Source organism: Stenomitos rutilans, from assembly GCF_059505485.1.
This window is the reverse complement of record NZ_JCACKR010000022.1, coordinates 73503-93798: the sequence shown is the minus strand read 5'-3', so window position 1 is coordinate 93798 and position 20296 is coordinate 73503. Positions and strand designations below refer to the sequence as shown.

The window sequence follows — 20296 nt, the reverse complement described above, 5'->3', positions numbered from 1 at the left end:
AATGTGTCGCTATTCTAAGCCGATCGCTGGCTGCTGGCTGTGAAGGGTGGCGTTAACCGAAGCGGTAACCAAAGCCACGCACTGTTACCAGGTAAGTGGGGTTGCTGGGATCGACTTCAAGTTTCTCGCGCAGCCAGCGAATATGGACATCCACTGTTTTGCTATCGCCAATAAAGTCAGGCCCCCAGATGCGCTCTAGCAACTGCTCCCGTGACCAGACTCGTCGGGGGTAGCTCATAAACAGTTCGAGAATCTTGAACTCTTTAGGCGAAAAGCTGACGGCGACACCCCGTACGGTAATGCGGCACTCTTGGGGATACAGCGCAATGTCTTGATATTTGATCGCTGGCTGCTCTGGCTGTACTTGAAACTGGTGGTGACGGCGCAGCAAGGCTCGGCAGCGGGCAATCAGCTCACGAATGCCGAAAGGTTTGGTCAGGTAATCATCCGCCCCAACTTCAAGACCCACGACGCGATCGGTCTCGCTGCCCTTTGCACTGAGCATCAAAATGGGTACGCTGATACCTTCTCGACGAATGAGACGACAGAGATCCAGCCCATTGATGTAAGGCAACATCAAATCCAGGATGATCAGGTCGAGCGATCGATTACTCAGTTGGGATACCGACAAGCCCATTCCAAAACTGCCACTAGACTCCGCTTCTTTAAGCTGATGGATCAGATCAAGCGCTGCTCGACCATCTTCTGCCCTCACCACATCGTAGCCCTCATCCGTCAACGCCAGCCCAATGGTTTCTGAGATCAATCCCTCATCTTCAACCACTAAAACTCGCCCCAGCTTAATACCAGACCTGTGCTTTGCTCTTTCCGACGGTAGCGTAAGTGGCATAATGCGAATCCTGTAAACCCAGGTAAATTCTTTCAACCCACGGCGATTCTACCATTAGTAAGATATTTAGTAAGGATTGATACTGTTCCTAAACTTTCTCACGTCTCTGGCTGCCCCTAATCTTTATCCTCTTCAATACGTGCGACTCCCGTGCTGGGATAATAATTGCTCAAGATCTTCTTGTAAGAGTAGCCCTGCTCGGCAAGAGCCAGTGCGCCTAGCTGACTCATCCCCTTGCCTTGAAAGGCTTCGGCCACAATATCATCAGAGGCTGCATAGAGAGATTCCACAATGCCACCGCGGTAGCTGACAAACTCGCCGGCTGTTGCGTCAACTGCTTCGCTGGTTGTGGCGGCTTCGCGTTGGGTGCCGCTATACACCTGGTAATACTCGGTCGCGCCCATGTGAAAGAGCGGGCTAACGGGTTTGAAGTAATAGGTTAAAGCGTAGGAACGGGCTGCAACCGCTTGAGCTTTTAAGGCTTCCATCTTCCAACTGGGCGACACTTCGCTGGCAACCACGCTGTAAAGGTACTGCCGCATGTTGATGTAGTTAACGCCCCAGAGTTTGCCTTCAGTCGCCACTAGTAGAAGTCGTCCCCGGTAAGTACGATCGCCTAACTGAAAAAGACTGCCTGACGGTATTTCTAGCCAAACCACTTCGGGTACCTGCCATTCACCAAAGCGTATGGCCTGTCCTTCGGGCTGAGCACTGTACGCGCTACCAGGCGTTAGTTGATGGAGTTGCTTCCCATTACGATCGAGCAAACGTGCGCCACCAGGTGCACCGACCGTTACAGAAGGTTGTCCTTCTGCAATCGCCACATGCATCTCAATTAAGGCATCGACTGACGAACCAACGGAGCCAAAGGCCGCTTTCGCCTTCTGATTGAGCGCTTTCTGCTCTGCCGTCAGCGCCGTTGGGTCAACAGGTTTGGGTGAGGGTTTAGCGGCTGGCTTTTTGGCTACTTGCGGTGTTTTGCTCGGCGTGGCTGAAGGCGAAGGGGTGAGAACCTGAACCGACGACGCAACAGGTGAGGGACTGGGTGCCTGAGTCGCTGGCTGTACTTGCTGACGACTGAAGGCCACACCCAAAACTGCCAGCACACCCAGACAAGGGATGGAAAGCCAGAGGGCAGGTTTTAGCCAGGGCGATCGAGAGAGTGAGGGCGGTTTGTCAGCTTTCATATGTGGCTCCCCTAAGGTGACGATCGTATCTACGCCACTGCATTACAACGCTCCTGTTTTGGTAAGTTGCTGCTGCTTAAGGTAGGCAAAGACGCTCTTGTCACCAATATCCGGCGGGATAGGTTGAATAACTTTACGAATGGCAAAGATGAGGAACAAAACTGCCCAGAGTGCCAGTAGGCTTTGTTCGATCGCTAACGGTAGCCAGCCAAACAGGTGCCCTAACAACAGCAGCGGCAGAAGGGGTGTGAGCAGCTTGGTTTCTAGCCGATTGAAACAAAAGGCTTCTTTGAAGAAAATGCCCGTGAGTGCTGCAAAGGTAAACCCAATGCCCAGAATGCTCAACGGTTGGTTATAAACAGTTACAGCAAGGGGTTCGAGGTGAAGATGCCCGATCGCAAGCGCCGAGAGGCTACCAATGACCCAAAAGGCTTGCAGCGCCCGATGTAATGGTGCCATATAAATGTGAATGGTGAGCAAGCTCACGCCTAACGCCAAACTAAAGCCTGTATAGAGCAACGTCAGCCCCTGCAACACCGTGGGATTTTCTGTCTGCCAGAGGGTGAGTGCAACCCCGATCGCAAAACAGAGCGCTGCGACCATCAGCCCGGCTCGATAGATTACGACACCCCGGCGATCGTCGGGCGTAATCGTAAACGTCCCAAACTGACCTTCGTAAACGGCTGGCTCAAATGCGTGTGTCATAAGGTTGAGTGTGGCGAAAGTGAGTGTACGAAAGCGTTATAGCGTTATGTAGAAGAAAAGCCCCTTTGAGGGTAGAGTTATGACGCGACGAATGAAGAGAATTTGCAAGTTGAGTGACCCATTACCCACCGTCTATTCTGCCTCAACCGCTAACAGGTAACAACTCACGCCAGATTTGTTTGACCGCAACGCTGCTAGTTGACACGCCAGATTTGTTTGAGAAACTGGTTAACGCTGCGCGCCCATTGTTCTCTATCAACCGTCACGAGTAAATCATGACCCGCATGAGGGAAAATGATCAGTTGTTTGAAACCACGCAGATTTTGCAAGATTTGCTTGATCTCTGCTTCGGTTGTCCACTGATCAAGTTTGCCGTGTAGTAGCAACGTAGGGCACTTCACTCGACTGGCATACGTGACTGGGTTATGCGTAAACCCATTAAAGCCATGCTGAATGCTTCCCCAAAAAACAACCAGCTCGGCGATCGGGAATTTAGGCAATCTAACGGCTCTCACCCGGCTTCTAACCGTATCAAGAAGACGCGCAAAAGGAAGCTCAAGAATGGCAGCATCAGGATTAACGTTTTCGTGAGCGATGGCTTTAAGAATGGCTACACTCCCCACCGACACACCATAAAGGACGATTGGGCGTTTCAAGTTTGAGCGTTGAGCATAACTCGCTGCCACGGCGACATCTTTAGCTTCTCGTACACCCAGCGTTGTTGTGTTGCCACTAGAACCGCCTACCCCTCGAAAATCAACCAGCAAAGCATCATAGCCCAAACGATGAAAGGCCTGGGCTGGCGCTAGAAGTTGTTTGGCTTTGCTGCCTGCGTTACCAGGAAAGAGTAGGACAGTCCCCTTAGACTCAAGCGGCTGAGCAGGCATAAACCAGATTTCTAACCACTCTGCCTGACCGATTGGTATGCGCTGTGTGGTATATGCCAGTCCAATATCCGTTGGGAGCTTAGCACTGGTTGGTCTGGGAAGCCCTAATATCCAAGCGTTTGGGGAACTAAAATGTGTCAGAACATAGGCACCCGCAAACGATAGAACATTGAAAACACAAAAAGCAGTCAGTACAAATTGACAAAGACGCTTTCTTCTCAATTTGATGCGGTTCAACGACTGCATTAACGGTGCCCTCATCGACTGACTCAAATGTTTTACAGTGGTTTAAACACAACTGGCTCAGGGCTTTCCGGTAATTGTACTTAATGGTTGTTTTAAATACAGCAGGTGCCAATGGGATGATGAAGTATCGACGGTCTAAGTACAGGACAGAAGTTGTAGGGACTGTAAAAAGTCGGACTCAAAGTCAGGAGAAGCCCATCAGGCTGATCATCACCGCAAGGTTTGGCGCGAAGGGTTAGAAGCGCTATGAAAATCAAAGGGTCTTAGGGAAACAGGCGGGTTGAGTGGGTTAAGTCTGAGCATCCATGCACAGCCCTTAGTCCCGCATCTGAGGTTCATGCCAATCACAACGAGGCTCAAAACAGCGCCCTCAGACGACGCTTTAGTGCCTATTGCAGACGACAGAACCTCTACGCCAAGTGCGTGCCGGGATGACAACGAGTCTTGGCGGTGCAACGACTGCTCCATCATTGGGTTCGTTCTCACTGGGGCTTAGCTAAACAAACGACTCCAGCTATGGCAATGGGGGTGTGCGATCGTCCGACCTCAATCCAGGCACTCCTGACCTGTCGTGGTTTTGCTGCTATCCTCCATTAAGAAATCGGCTCAAAACGCCTGTGAATCACCTCGCCTGCGTGGGCACGTCCGCCACCCTGGGCAGTCATGCCAGCCAGGAGGATGTGCTCAACTATGCGTCTACCATCTTTCAAGTAGGACTTACGCACTTGCCCCCTATCCCCCAATGCTGGGGGCTTTAGTTGGCTCTGTTCCCCCAAAATTGGGGGATAGGGGGCGAAAGATGACCGCTTTTGCGTAAGTCCTATCAAGAACCCTTTCTAGACGGCGCACTGATTCAGGAAGATCGCCTCACTGCTGCGGCGTTTTTGCAAGAGGCACTCTTGAATGTGTTGCCTGTGCCTGGGCTAGAGGCGATCGCCCAACTCAATCCTGACTCCTACACCACGCCAGAAGCCTACATCCGAGCACAGGCGACCCTCTGGCTGCAAGATCTGACTCTCACCGATACTGCTGACCCTGACGCGTCCTTTAGCGATGAGTGGCGTGTCCAACTTGGCGAAGAACTCAAAACCCTACCGATCATCCACAATCTGATCTGCCTGCTGGGGCAGACAGCCCTCACCTATGCTGATCTGCTGGATCGACTCAGCCGCCGACTTCAGCTCCCCCAAGAGCAACCCGGCTACAGTCAGTTACTCCTTGGATAGTTTGCTCAGTTTGGTGGCGATCGCCCGCCGTCGCGTTTTGCGGCCCAATGGCACAGCGCTCATTTTGCCCTGGGTCAACTTACACGTCCAGCTTCGGTTTCGCGAGTTAAAGCGGATGGTTGCCACCGTCGAACCCCGCCCTCAATTGCTCTACTCTGACGATTTGACTCCAGAGCAGGCAAAGAAAACACTGCCCGTAATGCACTACCGCGACTGCGGAGCCACTGGCTGGGGAGGCATCAAACCCGCTCAAGGATCGACAAAACTTGTTGCCAACGATCTGCAACGCTTCTACCGGGAATATTTTGGACACAAGCTACTTGTTACCTTTGCCTTTCCAGTCGATCACCCTCATCTCCCCAACCCCCTTCTCCTACAGGCGAAAGAGGAGCCGAGCCTTTCTGGTTCCCCACGCCCTCTGGGAGAAGGGCTAGAGGTGAGGTACATCCGCAAGCTGTGTTCAGAATGCCTGACCTTAAAGTTCTAGAGTGGAAAGCTGTCTTGCGTGTAGGCATCCTGATCTGATTCGCGTTCACATCCCTGAGATTACAAAACCAACAGAAGATGCCGCCGGACAGAAAAAGCTCGTTTCCAGTGGTGACTGCCCCTTCTGTAACAGCAGCAATGGCTTGTCCATCTTGGGCGCACAAGCTGCTAGCCTGACCAGCGCCATGATCGGGACACTCTACACCACCCCATTCAACCGCGATAAAAAACTGCTCACCTTCTCAGATTCAGTGCAAGATGCTGCTCACCGTGCTGGCTTCTATGGGGCGCGTACCTATCGCACAACCTTGAGAACGGCAATTGCCCATACAGTTTACTCAATCAAGAGACCATCGCAAAGCTGGGCATCAAGAACAAGCGACTGCGGGCAGGGTGGGACGAAGACTACTTGCTCACGGTCTTACTGGGATAAGATGCGTTTGCCCTGTACTTAAGGACTTTACTGTTGGCTTAGGAACTTTATTGCTTGTCTACATCGTCAAACGTCCAGCTTTGCGGCCTGCACTTCTGCGTTGACCGCAGTTGACCCATCTTTATCAAGTGCCTGAAATGCTTTCTTGAAAGCCGTTTTAGGAAACAAGAAATTTTTAAAGAGAGATCTGGACTAGATTTGGACTAAAATTTCAAACGGTTTTTAGCGTCGTTGATAGCACGCCTTCCATCTACGCTCAGCTACAACAATCAAAAACTACCTCAGTCCTCAGCAGACTAATATGATCTCACTTACCTTTTTGAGACTCAATTTAAGTCCAATTTTGAGACTCAAAATCTTGTTTAAGACAACAATACTGCACTGCACTTGAAAATCGTTCAATGTAGTGCAGTATTGTTGAAAACTAAACTGATTAGCCTTATCTTTCGAGAGAGCCAAAAACGCTTGTCTTCTATCTTTTGGAGCAAGCAGGCGTGCGATAAAGACCTAGCCGCGCTGAAAAATTGACGCAACGCGATCGCCAACATGCGTCAGAAGGCTTTGAATTCCAGCAGTACCCTTGGGTGGTGGCGCAACAGCTAATTGAATCGGCTCATCCTTAAACTCCTTTAGTCGATAGCCATACTCCAACTGGGTTTGATGTTTCCGCAAGATTGGAAAGAGGCGAAACGCACCTTGTAATAAATCATCCTGACTACCAAAAACGGCTCGATTAATCTGATCCGATCGCGGTAAAGCGATCGACCCTACGGGATACCAGGCTTTTTTACCTTGAATGCGAATGTAAATCTCAAAATCTGGAATGCCCTCAGCCTTCAGCTTGTCATCCCGCTTGACGGCCTCAGCGCGCACTGCCGCACGTTTTGACACAGTTGGCTTTGATTGAGTCTTACCAAAGCCGGAATTGGCTGTCATAATCAATACCCATTAGCTCTTAATAAAAGTTTACTTCATTTTCAAAAAATAGCGCCTGGGTGCAGCCTCAAGCAGCAAGATTCTTTTCAGCTCAGATGTTACTAGAACCTACAAGGGCTTTTCCAGCGTCTGGACTCCGCAAACGTACTTCATCTGAAAAATAGCGCTCCGGGAGAGCACTGCCATGATCCCTACAACCCAAACGAGATGTCTTTCCGTCTTAAATGAGTCTCAGTATAAGTCTTTTTGCAAGTCTCGAAATCTCAAATAAGAATCCCTTGGTCTTAAGTGTCTCATAACAGAATCGCTTTAGAACTTAATGTGAGTCTCATTTGAGATTATTCCAGCCTCTGGTTTAACGTCTCATTCAAACTCAGATTCGTCAGCCTTGTCTTGTAGTCTTATTTTAGACTTTTTATGAGACTTTATATGAGTCTCGTTTGAGACCAAAAGACTAGAGTCGTGCTTGTTTAGTATCTCAAGCAACGTTGTCTTAATGTCTCAAATGAGTCTTGAAATGAGTCCAAAAAGGAGTCTCATCATCTCTCGTTGCAGGGTCTCAACAAAGGAAAAGTTGTCTTGCTGTCTCAAGTGAGTCCCAGCGCGAGTCTTATGGCAGATCTCAAAATCTCAATTGATTGCCTGTGATTTTCTAGCTGTAGTCCGCTGCAAAGAATGAACGCAACGTACTAATTGGTCGTAGCCGCGTGAGTCAAACACAAGGCATCACTTCGTTGCTTGATACCGAGAGGGCAATATAAAAGCTGTAAAGCCTTGTTGCAAGCGAGTTTAAGGTTCCACCATCACAGCCGTACCAATGGGAACTTGTTCAAACATCGTAGTCACATCACGATTTCGCATCCGAATGCACCCATGAGAAACCGCTTGCCCTAAAAGTTCTTCTTGATTGGTGCCGTGAAAGCCGATTTGGGTCTTGCCGTCCGTCCAGATGCCAATCCAGCGCGACCCTAATGGATTATCAGGGCCAGGATAAATGAGTTGTCCAGTCCGAAAGTTCTTAAACACAGGGTTTTTCTCTTTCGACAACACCTGAAATCTGCCAGTTGGAGTTTCCCAACCACGCTTCCCGATCGCGATTGGATACTTCGCCAACACCTGATCGCCACGATACACATAGACCCGCCGCTGACTCAGTCTCACTACAACACGAACGGCAGTCATTTCCTCTCCCTGGATGGGAATGGAGTCAATGACGGGTAGCGGTGGCAGAGTGGTTAGTAGAGCTGGCAATTGTCTAGGTGTGGCTGCATGTTGTGCATTCACCGCTTGGCTTGTGCCCAAAACAACTGCGAAACTCAAACCCATTATGAGCGATCGTGATTTGCCGTGACATTGCTTAGGAGTAAAACCGCTGACCATCACTAGACCTGATTCTCTGCTGTTTCTCAATTGAGCCTACCCGGTTGACTATCAATCCTCTCAGACCAAGTTCCTTAAGGGCTTTAAATAATAGTTTGTTGATAAACCCTTGTTAATCTTGGGAGCTAACTGGATCGTCTGAAAAATCTTGATAATGTTCCCAATCAATGTTGGGCATGCGATCGAACGCTTGATTCAGCGAAATTTCCCACATCTTACGAATTTGAGCCAGGTAAGGGGCACCTAGACTGAGCTTGAGTTCATACCGAATCTTGAATGAATCCGTTTCATACATCACCACGTTAATCGGTGGCCCTACAGAAATGTTGGATTTCATCGTAGAGTCGATCGACAGCAGCGCGCACTTAGCAGCAGCCTCAAGCGGGGTATCAAAGTCCAGGATGCGATCGAGGATGGGCTTGCCATACTTCGCTTCACCAATTTGCAAAAAGGGAGTTTCCTTTGAGGCTTGAATGCAGTTGCCCTGACTGTAGACCAGAAACAGTGCTGGCTCTTCGCCGCGAACCTGCCCACCCACCAAAAACGTACACTTAAAATCAATCCCGTCTTTCTCCAACCAGGGACGATCTTGCTCTTGAATCTGCCGTGCTTTCGCACCGACATAGCGAGCCACCTCGTACAGCGTCGGCAACGTATGCAAATTGCTCTCCTCCTTAGCCGTCAAGTCATGCCGCAGCAGCGTCAACGCCCCTTGCGTGACCGACAAATTCCCCGCTGTGCAGATCAAAATGACTCGTTTCCCAGGGTCGGAGAAATCGAACAGCTTTTGATGCGTCGAAATATAATCGACTCCGGCGTTTGTGCGAGAGTCCGCAGCCATTACCAAACCAGAGTGAGAAAGGATGCCGAGACAGTAGGTCATGCAGGCAACTAGAGTGGGGGATCTTTTAGATTCTAAAGCGGTGTCTCTCTCAGGCGCGATCGAATTTAGCAGCTGGCTATTAGCTATCAGGTAATGTCCCAGACCTATAGTTTGCCTTTAGTAGGAACGTTACATATAGCGTCCTCAGCGTTAATAGCAGGTTTACTTCTGCATAAGGCCTCAGAGCTGACCGCTGACGGCTGATCAAACTTTCATTTGATCGATAGATACCTTTTTGCTAGCGTTCTGCATCAATAGCAACAAAAGCTGATCCCACCTTCACCAAATTGATGCTCCAAAGGCACCTATGGATGGTAAATTTAGCGGAGTATCTGCAAGCAAGATTTGGCAAGATGAAAGTCCTTGTTATTGGTGGTGATGGCTATTGTGGTTGGGCGACAGCGCTGTATCTTTCCAACCAGGGCTATGAGGTCGGCATCTTAGACAGCTTTGTGCGCCGTCATTGGGATTTAGAGCTGTGTGTAGACACATTGACTCCGATCGCGCCCATCCAGCAGCGATTGCAGCGCTGGTATGACCTTACAGGTAAAACCATTGACCTGTTTGTCGGTGACATCACCAATTATGCTTTTTTGGACAAAGTGCTTCATCAGTTTGAACCAAGCGCGATCGTCCATTTTGGTGAACAGCGATCGGCCCCCTTCTCAATGATCGATCGTGAGCATGCCGTTTTAACTCAGGTTAACAACGTGGTTGGCACGCTGAACCTGCTCTACGCCATGAAAGAGAGCTTTCCCGACTGTCATCTGGTCAAGCTGGGAACAATGGGCGAATACGGCACCCCCAATATTGATATTGAAGAAGGCTACATCACGATCGAGCACAACGGTCGCAAAGATACGCTGCCCTATCCCAAACAGCCCGGCAGCATGTACCACCTGAGTAAAGTACATGACTCTCACAATATCCACTTTGCTTGCAAAATCTGGGGCTTGCGAGCAACCGATTTAAATCAGGGGGTCGTCTACGGTGTGCTGACCGACGAGACGGGCATGGATGAACTGCTCATCAACCGTCTCGATTATGACGGGGTATTTGGTACGGCACTCAACCGCTTCTGCATCCAGGCGGCAGTGGGGCATCCGCTTACGGTTTATGGCAAAGGCGGACAAACGCGCGGCTTTTTGGATATTCGGGATACGGTACGCTGCGTCGAGTTGGCGATCGCAAATCCTGCCAATCCTGGCGAATTCCGCGTCTTCAACCAGTTTACAGAGCTATTTAGTGTCGGCGATTTAGCAGACATGGTGGCAAAAGCGGGCAGCGCGATCGGGCTAAACGTCGAAGTGCAGCATACCGAAAATCCGCGGATTGAGCGTGAAGAACACTACTTCAACGCCAAAAACACCAATCTGCTAGATCTCGGCCTACAGCCACACTTCCTTTCTACATCGTTGCTCGATTCGCTGCTCAACTTCGCTATGAAATACAAGGATCGCGTAGATGAGTCCCAGATTCTTCCCAAAGTGAAATGGCGGCGGTAAGCCCCTATGAGCAGTCGCATCCTTGTGCTTCTAGTGCTGGTTGTCTTACCGGGTGCCGCCCTAGTCAGCATCAGCACTTATTACCTGTTTCCTGAATGGGCAACGCTGACAAAAAGCTACCAGAACGTGCAAACCCTCGCTCAAACGCCTACGTCATCAGGTCGAGAGTTAAGCCTTGCCCAGGCTGCCGAAAGTCGGCATCGGCTTAATTGCTTTGCTGAAGGCATGGGTGTTTTGGTGGGTACCGTTGTCGTTGCAATTGGTATTCATGGCATCTGCACTCTGCCTCAACAGCGGCTTTAATGAATCTCGATCGCCGACTCTAAACCCTGCCCCATTCACCCTTTTGGTTCTCCGCCCCTATGCGAATTGCCCTCTTTACCGAAACCTTTCTGCCTAAAGTAGACGGGATTGTGACGCGGCTGCGCTACACGGTTGAACAATTGCAACGTCTGGGTGATCAGGTACTAGTCATCTCTCCTGACGGTGGGTTAACCGAATACAAAGGGGCACAAATTCATGGGGTTTCTGGGTTTCCACTGCCGCTTTACCCAGAGCTGAAATTGGCGCTACCCCGTCCCTCGATCGGCTATGCTGTCGAACGCTTTAAACCCGATTTAATCCACGTGGTCAACCCAGCCGTACTGGGCCTTGCCGGTCTTTTCTACAGCAAAACCTTAAATTTGCCGTTGCTTGCGTCCTATCATACCCATCTGCCAGAGTACCTTCAGCATTATGGGTTAGGCATGCTGGAAGGACTCATGTGGGAACTGCTCAAAGCAGGCCACAATCAGGCACGGGTGAACCTTTGCACCTCAACGGCTATGCAACAAGCCTTAACCGAGCATGGCATTGAACGTGTGAGCGTCTGGCAACGCGGTGTGGATACCGAAACGTTTCAACCGTATCTGGCAGCCCAGGAAATGCGATCGCGCCTGAGTCAGGGACATCCCGAAAGTCCACTCTTGCTCTACGTGGGTCGCCTGTCGCCTGAGAAAGAAATCGATCGCATCAAACCAGTCTTAGAATCTATTCCCGGTGCGAGGCTGGCGTTAGTCGGTGATGGCCCCCATCGGCAGGTGCTAGAACAATACTTTGCAGGCACTCCCACCCACTTTGTAGGATATTTGCAGGGGCGAGAACTGGCCTCCGCCTTCGCCTCTTCTGATGCTTTTGTGTTCCCATCCCGCACCGAAACGCTGGGCCTGGTGCTGCTAGAAGCAATGGCAGCGGGTTGTCCAGTCGTGGCTGCACGATCAGGGGGCATCCCTGACATCGTACAGGATGGAGTCAATGGCTATTTGTTTGATCCCTTGGAGGAAAACGGTGCGATCGCTGCAACTCAGCGTTTGCTAGCGAATCCCGAAGAACGCGAAACCCTGCGCCGGAATGCTCGTCGTGAAGCCGAACGCTGGAGCTGGGAAGCCGCAACCCGTCAGCTCCGCAGCTATTACCAGGCTGTGGTCACTGCTTAGCAGGCAAATTCTATCGCAGCCTTGAGAAGCGACCAGACGATCACTGTGGCAATTCAGTTTTACCAATTCCAAGCTGCCGCTTGCTGCGTTTAAGCTGCTTCCACAGGGCTTTAATTTCTTGGTAAGACGCTTCTGGCGAAAGCTTACCCCCCGTTTCAAGGCAACAGATGTAGTTAACCCGCTGCGAAAACTCTTGCAGGTTCGCATTGAAGACCAGGTTTTCCGGCTTAACAGCGCCTCTATAGCGCGATCGAGGATACAAAAAATCAGCTTTGTCCATCAAGACGCTCCTAATGTGCAACCTGCTCACCATGACCTACAGCGGAGCCAGACCAGCAATGACGGGTTTGCAAGGTGAGACCCCTGGCAGAGAAAAGCTTCTCTTTAACCCGACATCTTAAGTTGATGGCGATCGTTGTACAAGCATAATGAGTTGTGGAGCGTCTATATTAACCTAACCTTAACCTGATTGTAATTATTCCTCATCACAGCTTGATGTTGATAAAGCTGTATTCAACGTCGCATGCCTATATCACTAGGATGACTTGCTAGTTGAGGTTTCAACACCAACGGCTTTGACTGGCTTCAGTTTCCAACCCATCACGCTTCTGAGGTAGATGCCACCAATTACCAGCAGAAACACGACATAGCCAACGGCTTGCACGAGATAGAGCTGATCTTCGTAGCCAAACAGCGTATGGAGAATAACGCCAGGAAATTGGCTATCAGGCAGTACTCTACTGGTATTCCAAACCAATGGCCCCAAGACACAGGAAGGAAACTTTGTGAACCGTTCGTAGTAGAAACAGAGACCCTCAGACTGACGATCCATCTGCGCGAGGGTGCTGATAGCAACATCAAGATGCCCCAGTGCTGAAACCACTAATCCTGCCACAATCAGCAGCAAGAACACGCCCATAACCAGGAAAAAAGCGCGAAGATTAATTTTAACTCCCCACCGGAATAGCAGAAACCCGATCGCAATCGCGCTAATGATGCCCGCTGTGGCCCCAATCGCAGGCACAAGTCCCTGCTGAAACTTGGCTGCAATAAAGAGCACCGTTTCAAACCCTTCTCGCAGCACCGCAAAAAAGACGAGTCCAAAAATCCCCCATCCTGCTGCACTACCGCCCGTTAATGTGGCATTGATCGCACCTTCCACCTGTCCTTTTAAGAGTCGGGCCTGCTGAGTCATCCATACCAGCATCCAGCTCAGCATGACGATCGCAGCAACACTAAAAACGCCTTCTAGCAACGGTTCAAAAACAGGTGCATACTTTTGGTTTGACGCCCCTAGAGTTTGCAGCAGCAAGCCAAACAGCAACCCCACGATCGCGCTGATGATTAGTCCGCCAGCGATGCCACCATACACCCATGAGTTCAAGTGTGATTGTTTCGCTTTTTTGAGGTAAGCAAGCACAATGCCCACCACTAGAGCAGCTTCTACCCCCTCGCGGAGGGTGATGATAAAAGTCGGTAAAGCAGAGCTAAAGTCCATAGCAAATGCCGATAGGGTTAAAGAGATAGGTTAAGCGTAAAGGGTTTACAAGCTTTAGTCTCCCACCCCCGCGAGAAAAGGGGAAGTAGATGCCTTCTAGCTTAAGAGGTCTTGACCGCTTTCTGAGTACCTATCTCCACTGTTTTAATCAATTGAGACACCTGCGTGGGAGTTTTAATCGGTGTAGCAGGTGGTAAGGGAGCAGGCCAGACTTTCGTTAGCTCCGCCATTGTCTGCTGAATATCTTTGTGCGTTTCAGGAGCGTCTTTCTCAACCTGCGCTGAAACGCCGCTGTAGAGGGTGTTGGCATAGGCTACAAACCCGCGCGAATCTTGATATTCAATAGCTTGAGTAATCTTGCCGTTGGCGATCGCGGCACCATACTCAGAATTAGCGGTATCCAGCAAGCCATTAATCACCTGCAAAACAAAGGTAGGCGACTGCCGCTGTGCCTCAGGTAAGGCCGCGATCGCGTCGTCTACAGCCTTCATTGATGTCTTAAATTCAGTATTGACTTTGGCCGTGTCTTTTGCCCCAGCCCGCACCAAATCTTGCAGAGCGATCAGCGTTGTCTTAAATTCTTTGACATTGCGCTCTTGAAGCTGGTCTTCAACATCAGCATAAATCTCTTCTACTGGGTGCCCAATATGAGGTTCTGCTTGAGCAGGCTTTTGCAAGTCCAACAATTCTCTCGCTACAAGCAAATGTCCCTTCATCAGCCCCAGCTTCGTCATATAATCTACGTCTTTGGCTTCTCCGGTCAATGCAATATCCTCAACCGTCACCATCTCTTTAATTTGGTCAAACTGTGCCTGGGTAATAACATTCTTCGACACTAGCTCTTCTGGCTTTCCATAAGGACGGCTGGCTTGAATTTTGTTGGATAACGCAGGTACGCCAAGCTGCGCCTCAAACTTATCTAACTGAGACAAGATAGCTGTGTTGATGTTGATTTTAGGCTTGCCACTATGATTCATACTGCTCATAGTACTGCTCTGAGGAGAGGGCGCTGTTGTGGGTGCAGAAGCCGTATCAGGCGGTTGTGTGCTGCACGCAATCAGCACCGTTAAGCTCATCGACGCAAGCAGTAAAGCAAAAAACCTGAACAAAGACATAGTTAGATCCAAAAGTTTTCAACAAAAGATTTAGCCAAGCCTTGCAAAAGGCAACGAATGGTTCAAGACAAAACCCACTAGATCGCAGTGATTAGTAGTAAAGCTCCTGTAGGAAAGCATTTTTTTCGCTCTTTCCACTGACGATTTTGTCTTCAAAGTTAGAGCAACCGAAACACAGCAAGAACCTTATTGCAATCAATTCTTATTAGCGTGTGTAAAAATTATTCTGAGCCTATCAGCACTAATTGTCAATAAGATTCCCAAATTTCTCCGGAAACATTACTTTAAGGCAGAGCAATTAAGCTGTTGCCACAGAAGTTAGAACCTTGAAATCAGAAGGGAGATGTGGGCATTGGCCTCCAGCCATGAGTTTCACCCCTGGACGTCGTCCTAGCCAATCTGACTACACCAGTCTGTCTATGGTCATAGGTGAAAGATAAACGAGAGCCGAGGGCAATGCAGCCTGGAACGCTACTGAGGACGGCTGTCTAAGGCTACACGCGGTTAGCCAAGGGAATATCGAGGGGTCGCTTCATCAAGTCAACGCCCCATTCTCCCCTGGGTTATTTACAATAAGTAATAATGATTAAGCACTTATGCCGTTCTGGCTGTAGAAATGTCTTTTCCTGAAGAAATAAATTCTGGTAGGGTGCTGCGGGGCGATCCGAAACTGCGCCGAGTCAATGCTGTCATCTCCAAAACGCTTGAGCGCGATCGTCTGGTGGAACAAAGCACACAAGACCTACAGCAAAAGCTAGGAGTCGATCGAGTGGTGTTGTACTACTTCTACCGTCAGTGGAAGGGGCAAGTGACATTTGAGGCACTTAGCGATCCTAGCTATTCTATTTTTGGCTCGACGGGGCCAGATGCCTGCTTTAACGATGAGTATGCGGCACTGTATTTGGCTGGACGCGTGCGGGCGATCGCCGATATCGAAACAGACTCGATCGCAGAATGTCACCGCGATTTTCTTCGTACCATGCAGGTTCGCGCTAACTTAGTGGTGCCAGTGCTAACGATTCAAGGACTATGGGGGCTGTTAGTGGCTCATCATTGTCAGGCAGCGCGCTCCTGGATAGATGCAGACATCAGTGACATGCAGCGTTGTGCAGAGGCGTTGGCGATCGTGCCGTCCATTCGCGGCAGTAGAAAGATGTAGCGGCATTCCATGAAAGCTCTTAGCGTTAAGGTAAAGCCTAATGCAAAGCAACAATCCCTTCGGTACGAGGATGACAGTAGTTGGAAGATTCAGCTCATCCTCGCCGATAGACGGCAAATCAGGAGCTGATTCAACTATTATAGGACTTACACATTTGCCCCCTAGCCCCCAATGCTGGGGGCTTTAATTGGCTCGGTTCCCCCAGCATTGGGGGCTAGGGGGCGAAAGATGATCGCTTTTGCGTAAGTCCTATATTAGCAACTGAATTGGGCATGCCGAGGATTGCAATTCGCACCAAAACGGGTAGCGCTTGAAGCTAAAACGCGTTTAGATTGATGAGTCTTAAGGCACGATCAACAGCTTTCATGCACGCATCAACGGTTGCTCCAGGCAAAATCGTCTTTAGGTCGATCCTCGTTTAGGTCGATAGTGACTCGTTAGAATAGATCTTCGTTACCAACGTTTTGTGATGTTGCCCAGAGAAAACCTGTTAAAGGGAGTGGAAAACCGTGAGGCGATCGCGCGGGTGATTGACCAGGCTGATCAGGCCATTAAGACCTGGGATATCGTGCAAACCGATTTTCTTTCACCACCAGAGATGGCTGAAATTCAGCAGACCTTTAGTCGCTTATCAGAAGTACAGCTTGTAGCGTGGGGTGGCTACCCTCAGGCAGAACGGCAGCGACTAGCGATCGCCCGCACAGAGACTCTCCTGGATATCACTCACGTTGAAATCGCTGCCCTAGAAATTGCAGGCAACTTTCTCTTTGACCAGGCAAGCCACCGCGACTTTTTAGGCGCACTGCTAGGGACTGGCATCATGCGCGAAAAAGTTGGCGACATCATCGTTTTAGGAGAGCGTGGCGCACAGGCGATCGCGGTACCAGCACTGGTCGAATTTCTCGAACTGCATCTGACTCAGGTACGATCGGTGCCCGTCAAAACTCGTCGCATCGAGTTATCTGAACTAAAAGTACGCGAACCCAAGAAGAAAGAACTCATCACCGTAGAAGCATCCCTGCGCCTGGATGCGATCGCCTCAGCGGGGTTTGGCATGTCTCGTAGCAAAATGGCAGACCTGATCAACAGTGGCGATGTGCGCGTCAACTGGAAAGAAGTCACCAGTGCCAGTCATACCGTTAAAACCAATGACCTGATTGCCATTCGCGGTAAAGGCCGCGTCGAAGTTGGCGAGATTGCAGTCACGAAAAAAGACCGCTACCGCGTGCAGTTAACCCGCTTTGTGTAAAGCAGCCTCCATGCCCCCTCTTCTAAGACCCACCAAAACTGAGCTTCAAGCGGCGATCGACACCACAGTGCCCGACATCATTGCACCAGACTTACGGGTACTGTTCTGCGGCATCAATCCCAGCCTCTATAGTGCGGTTGTAGGGCATCATTTCGCACGCCCTGGGAACCGCTTTTGGCCCACGTTACATCGAGCTGGGTTTACGGATCGACAATACGCGCCGAGTGAAGATGAGTCGTTGCTGGCGTTAGGCTATGGCATTACCAATGTGGTCGATCGCGCAACCGCAACCGCCGATCAACTGTCAACTCAAGAGTTGATCGCGGGCGGACAGCAGCTTCAAGCAAAAGTGCAATGCTATCGACCGCAGGTGCTGGCAGTGTTAGGGATTGGTGCCTATCGCACTGCCTTTGCAACTCCAAAAGCGACGATCGGGCCGCAAGCATCATTACAGGGTGCGATCGTTTGGGTCTTACCCAACCCCAGTGGTTTAAATGCCCATTATCAGCTCAACGATCTTGCCCAAGTGTTTCGAGCACTGCTGGTGGCGATCGCAGATTGATGCTGTCTTGCTCTGAGCGAGATTCAGACCGAAAACGCTTGGCACCATTGCCACCTTTAGTTGAGCAGAGCACCTGGAGATGGCGGGTTCTGCTCATGAGCCGATCGCTGCCTGCCCCTGCTGATAAAAATCACGGGCATAATCTGTCCACGCGCCCTGTCCCCAGTAGCGAAAGCAGCTTGTTTGCAGCAGCAGATTATACAACAGTGCTTTGCGGTAGTGAGAGGTTTGCGTAATGGGTAGCTGCCCTAACTCCGGGGGCGCTTCCAGGAGTGGATCGAAGGTTTGGTGGAAGTGGGCGCTGAGTTGATTCATTGGGGTCAGCACGTTGTCGTAATCTTTCACCCAACTGCGATCGTTCGTCCAGGATGAGCCTTCCATGTGAAAGTGAGAATTTTCTTGTTTGATCGCCACGATCGCGGCTTCGATGGCTTCTGGCGTAGCATGTTCGGGAGATACGCGCTGCCAGATCTGGTGTTGCCCGATCGCCTGACAGGTCGGGAAATCCTCTGACCTCGCACCTGCGGCTTCCAGCAGTTCCAGATACTCCGTCCCGTTGACACCCACAACGCTCGATCTGCCACCATTCTCTGCCATCTGATACCAGGCTTGCTTAAACGCAGGCGGAAATTCGTTCATCATCACGCCGCCATTTTCGCCATCGCCAATTTGCGAGACGATCGGGGGAATGGAGATGCCGTTGAGCGATCGACGCGATAGTGTTTTCGCCTCGTAATAGGGCTGCATTTGAGCGACCAGCTTGGTATCTGACCCCTGCGTTTTAATCAGCACCGTGATGCTTACCGTTTCACCGTGCGAGTTCCGGGCAATGAGTTGATGGGGCAAATGCTTATCGTGCAGCGACTCTCCCTGAAGCGTTTCAACGGAATGTTCCTGTACCAGCAGCCAACGGTATCCACATTCTTTCAGTGCTTTGACAAAGGCGTAGAGCGTGTCGGGCTGGTTCGGCAAGTGCATTTCTGGGGGTGAGAAGCCCTTCACTCGTGCCAATGCGTCCCAGCCAAACACCGCTGCAAAGTAGTGCTGCCACGCCTGAATGTGCAGCTTGATATCGGGAATGGGCGTAGAGGGCACAACCGAATGGCTCCACATTGTTCCCAACCACTCGACGTAGGGCTGATAGTTGGGGTCGCAGGTAATGCGCTTCAGGTTATCCAAAATATCGCCACGCCCCATTTGCCGCAGTCCCCACAGCAAGTTGCCGGAATAATCCAGCATGACGCGAGGATTGCAGCCGTTGCCCACCAGTTCGGGGATAAAGTCACCCATGCGCGAGTAGCACCAGGCAAAGGTGCCTGCGTTGTGGTTGTCGCCTTCACCAGAATGCTCAAACATGTGTTGCAAATGCCCGATCGGCGTACCATTCCAACCAGTAGGGACGGTCGGTTGATGCATGTGCAGGGCGATCGCAAACGTTGCCGTCACATCATCCAGACGTAAGTTGGTTGTCGGTAAAAAGACCGGATGATTTTCGCTGGTGACTGCCTGTACATCAGCTTCCCAGCCCGAAATGTTTGGCAGATCATCAACCAACTCAGGAATTGGTGCTGGATTGATGGTAAGTGTGGAGGAAACCATAGGAAGCCTTGAGGTTAGTGGACGTGTGATTCTGACATCTCACAGTAGCGCACATTCAGTTTAGCCAAACCTGGTTGAAGGGGAGGGAGAGGCGGAAGTCAGGAGGCGGAAGTCAGGAGTCAGAAGTCTGCGATCAACACTTATGAAAATACGTGGGGTTCAATGAGTTTTGCCCAACGCTGATAGGCGATGCCGTTGAGGTGAATGCCATCGATCGTGTACGTTGTGTCTAACTGATGGTGAGCATCGAGAAAATGAGAATGCAAGTCGATATAGGTATAGGAAAATTCGTCTGCTAAACTCTGGAGTTGTTCGTTTAAGGCTCGAATATTGCTATTCGTTGTAGAGCCAATAAACAGCCCTGGATGAATGGGTAAAACGCTTTGAATGAAGACATTCGTTTGAGGCGATCGCGCACGAATTTGAGTCAAAATCTCTTTGTATGATTGGCTCACTTCAACGGGCGATCGTCCCAGGTTCGACAAATCATTCACACCAATCATCAAGAATATCTTTTGCGGTTGTGAGTTGATGATGTCAGGTAAGCGATCGAGAACGCCGATCGTCGTGTCGCTAGAAATACCACGATTCTTAATAGCAGGATTTTTAAGTAGCTCCGCCCATTCCCCCTCATCGGTAATGCTATCGCCCAGAAACACGATATCAGATGACTGAATGGGCAATCGTTCTAGTTGACTCTGGCGATGATCGTAGTAGGGGAAATTGAAAGCAGCAATCTGAACGATCGGAACGCCAAGCTTTTTCAGCAGTGGTACTCTCATCGCCAAATAGGATAAACCACCCCGCTTGAGAATAATCCATATGCCGAATGAAATGAAGAGTGCATTCAAGCAAACGGAAAGCCATAACGAAGCTTGAAGAATCAGTTTCACAGGCAAATCCTCCCTTTAGACT

Annotated in this window: 21 protein-coding genes and 1 pseudogene; 10 read left to right on the top strand and 12 right to left on the bottom strand. The window is 50.3% G+C overall.

The window, feature by feature from the left end:
* Nucleotides 1–52: 52 nt before the first annotated feature.
* The 4 genes from AC5JLP_RS02450 to AC5JLP_RS02435 all read right to left on the bottom strand — a co-directional run bounded on the left by AC5JLP_RS02450 (nucleotide 53) and on the right by AC5JLP_RS02435 (nucleotide 3890).
* Nucleotides 53–850 carry a winged helix-turn-helix domain-containing protein gene (locus AC5JLP_RS02450; RefSeq protein ID WP_496066309.1) on the bottom strand — a complete coding sequence of 266 codons (798 nt, stop codon included), beginning with the start codon at nucleotides 848–850 and terminating at the stop codon, nucleotides 53–55.
* A gap of 116 nt (nucleotides 851–966) precedes the next feature.
* A complete protein-coding gene (locus AC5JLP_RS02445) occupies nucleotides 967–2037 on the bottom strand; it encodes a SpoIID/LytB domain-containing protein (RefSeq protein ID WP_496066308.1) in 1071 nt (356 codons plus the stop codon).
* A 42-nt stretch (nucleotides 2038–2079) separates the two neighbouring features.
* Nucleotides 2080–2742, bottom strand: a complete 663-nt coding sequence (locus tag AC5JLP_RS02440; RefSeq protein ID WP_496066307.1) for a DUF2301 domain-containing membrane protein — start codon at nucleotides 2740–2742, stop codon at nucleotides 2080–2082.
* 194 nt (nucleotides 2743–2936) lie between these two features.
* On the bottom strand, nucleotides 2937–3890 hold the full coding sequence (locus AC5JLP_RS02435; protein WP_496066306.1) for an alpha/beta hydrolase: 954 nt from the start codon (nucleotides 3888–3890) through the stop codon (nucleotides 2937–2939).
* Nucleotides 3891–4080: 190 nt separating this feature from the next.
* Here AC5JLP_RS02435 and AC5JLP_RS02430 point away from each other — a divergent pair.
* The 4 genes and pseudogenes from AC5JLP_RS02430 to AC5JLP_RS02415 all read left to right on the top strand — a co-directional run.
* Nucleotides 4081–4472, top strand: a pseudogene (locus AC5JLP_RS02430) (IS1 family transposase); the annotation flags it as partial.
* A 212-nt stretch (nucleotides 4473–4684) separates the two neighbouring features.
* Nucleotides 4685–5101 (top strand): hypothetical protein, encoded by a 417-nt coding sequence (locus AC5JLP_RS02425; RefSeq protein ID WP_496066305.1) that lies wholly within the window; start codon nucleotides 4685–4687, stop codon nucleotides 5099–5101.
* Complete coding sequence (locus AC5JLP_RS02420; protein WP_496066304.1) at nucleotides 5094–5588, top strand: hypothetical protein; 495 nt, start codon at nucleotides 5094–5096, stop codon at nucleotides 5586–5588. Before AC5JLP_RS02425 ends, AC5JLP_RS02420 begins: the two co-directional genes overlap by 8 nt.
* A gap of 1 nt (nucleotide 5589) precedes the next feature.
* Entirely contained in the window at nucleotides 5590–6042 is a 453-nt protein-coding gene (locus AC5JLP_RS02415; protein ID WP_496066303.1) for a hypothetical protein, read from the top strand.
* A 485-nt stretch (nucleotides 6043–6527) separates the two neighbouring features.
* On the opposite strand, the gene AC5JLP_RS02410 is transcribed toward AC5JLP_RS02415, so the two are convergent.
* The 3 genes from AC5JLP_RS02410 to AC5JLP_RS02400 form a co-directional block, all read right to left on the bottom strand.
* Nucleotides 6528–6956, bottom strand: coding sequence for an HHL1-like protein (locus tag AC5JLP_RS02410; protein WP_496066302.1), 429 nt, complete (start codon nucleotides 6954–6956; stop codon nucleotides 6528–6530).
* A gap of 789 nt (nucleotides 6957–7745) precedes the next feature.
* Nucleotides 7746–8336, bottom strand: coding sequence for a L,D-transpeptidase (locus tag AC5JLP_RS02405; RefSeq protein ID WP_496066301.1), 591 nt, complete (start codon nucleotides 8334–8336; stop codon nucleotides 7746–7748).
* Between the two features lie 112 nt (nucleotides 8337–8448).
* Nucleotides 8449–9219, bottom strand: a complete 771-nt coding sequence (locus AC5JLP_RS02400; RefSeq protein WP_496066300.1) for a proteasome-type protease — start codon at nucleotides 9217–9219, stop codon at nucleotides 8449–8451.
* Nucleotides 9220–9572: 353 nt separating this feature from the next.
* On the opposite strand from AC5JLP_RS02400, the gene AC5JLP_RS02395 reads away from it, so the two are divergent.
* Genes AC5JLP_RS02395 through AC5JLP_RS02385 form a run of 3 tightly spaced genes read left to right on the top strand, consistent with a single transcriptional unit; the run spans nucleotide 9573 to nucleotide 12199 of the window.
* The gene (locus AC5JLP_RS02395) at nucleotides 9573–10724 is read left to right on the top strand and encodes an NAD-dependent epimerase/dehydratase family protein (RefSeq protein ID WP_496066299.1); all 1152 of its coding nucleotides are present in this window, start codon (nucleotides 9573–9575) and stop codon (nucleotides 10722–10724) included.
* Nucleotides 10725–10730: 6 nt separating this feature from the next.
* On the top strand, nucleotides 10731–11027 hold the full coding sequence (locus AC5JLP_RS02390; protein ID WP_496066298.1) for a hypothetical protein: 297 nt from the start codon (nucleotides 10731–10733) through the stop codon (nucleotides 11025–11027).
* 59 nt (nucleotides 11028–11086) lie between these two features.
* Nucleotides 11087–12199, top strand: coding sequence for a glycosyltransferase family 4 protein (locus AC5JLP_RS02385; RefSeq protein ID WP_496066297.1), 1113 nt, complete (start codon nucleotides 11087–11089; stop codon nucleotides 12197–12199).
* Nucleotides 12200–12239: 40 nt separating this feature from the next.
* On the opposite strand, the gene AC5JLP_RS02380 is transcribed toward AC5JLP_RS02385, so the two are convergent.
* The 3 genes from AC5JLP_RS02380 to AC5JLP_RS02370 all read right to left on the bottom strand — a co-directional run bounded on the left by AC5JLP_RS02380 (nucleotide 12240) and on the right by AC5JLP_RS02370 (nucleotide 14812).
* Nucleotides 12240–12479, bottom strand: coding sequence for a DUF7219 family protein (locus AC5JLP_RS02380; RefSeq protein ID WP_496066296.1), 240 nt, complete (start codon nucleotides 12477–12479; stop codon nucleotides 12240–12242).
* 255 nt (nucleotides 12480–12734) lie between these two features.
* Nucleotides 12735–13697, bottom strand: a complete 963-nt coding sequence (locus AC5JLP_RS02375; protein ID WP_496066295.1) for an FTR1 family iron permease — start codon at nucleotides 13695–13697, stop codon at nucleotides 12735–12737.
* Between the two features lie 101 nt (nucleotides 13698–13798).
* A complete protein-coding gene (locus AC5JLP_RS02370; protein ID WP_496066294.1) occupies nucleotides 13799–14812 on the bottom strand; it encodes a 4-helix bundle domain-containing protein in 1014 nt (337 codons plus the stop codon).
* Between the two features lie 616 nt (nucleotides 14813–15428).
* Here AC5JLP_RS02370 and AC5JLP_RS02365 point away from each other — a divergent pair.
* From AC5JLP_RS02365 to mug, 3 genes are all read left to right on the top strand, one after another.
* The gene (locus AC5JLP_RS02365; protein ID WP_496066293.1) at nucleotides 15429–15971 is read left to right on the top strand and encodes a GAF domain-containing protein; all 543 of its coding nucleotides are present in this window, start codon (nucleotides 15429–15431) and stop codon (nucleotides 15969–15971) included.
* A gap of 469 nt (nucleotides 15972–16440) precedes the next feature.
* Nucleotides 16441–17220 carry a photosystem II electron transport protein, Sll1252 family gene (locus tag AC5JLP_RS02360; protein WP_496066292.1) on the top strand — a complete coding sequence of 260 codons (780 nt, stop codon included), beginning with the start codon at nucleotides 16441–16443 and terminating at the stop codon, nucleotides 17218–17220.
* Between the two features lie 10 nt (nucleotides 17221–17230).
* Complete coding sequence (mug, locus tag AC5JLP_RS02355; protein WP_496066291.1) at nucleotides 17231–17782, top strand: G/U mismatch-specific DNA glycosylase; 552 nt, start codon at nucleotides 17231–17233, stop codon at nucleotides 17780–17782.
* A gap of 93 nt (nucleotides 17783–17875) precedes the next feature.
* Here the strand turns inward: mug and AC5JLP_RS02350 are convergent, their stop codons facing one another.
* On the bottom strand, nucleotides 17876–19381 hold the full coding sequence (locus tag AC5JLP_RS02350) for a glycosyl hydrolase family 57 (RefSeq protein WP_496066290.1): 1506 nt from the start codon (nucleotides 19379–19381) through the stop codon (nucleotides 17876–17878).
* A 140-nt stretch (nucleotides 19382–19521) separates the two neighbouring features.
* On the bottom strand, nucleotides 19522–20274 hold the full coding sequence (locus AC5JLP_RS02345; protein ID WP_496066289.1) for a GDSL-type esterase/lipase family protein: 753 nt from the start codon (nucleotides 20272–20274) through the stop codon (nucleotides 19522–19524).
* Nucleotides 20275–20296: the final 22 nt, after the last annotated feature.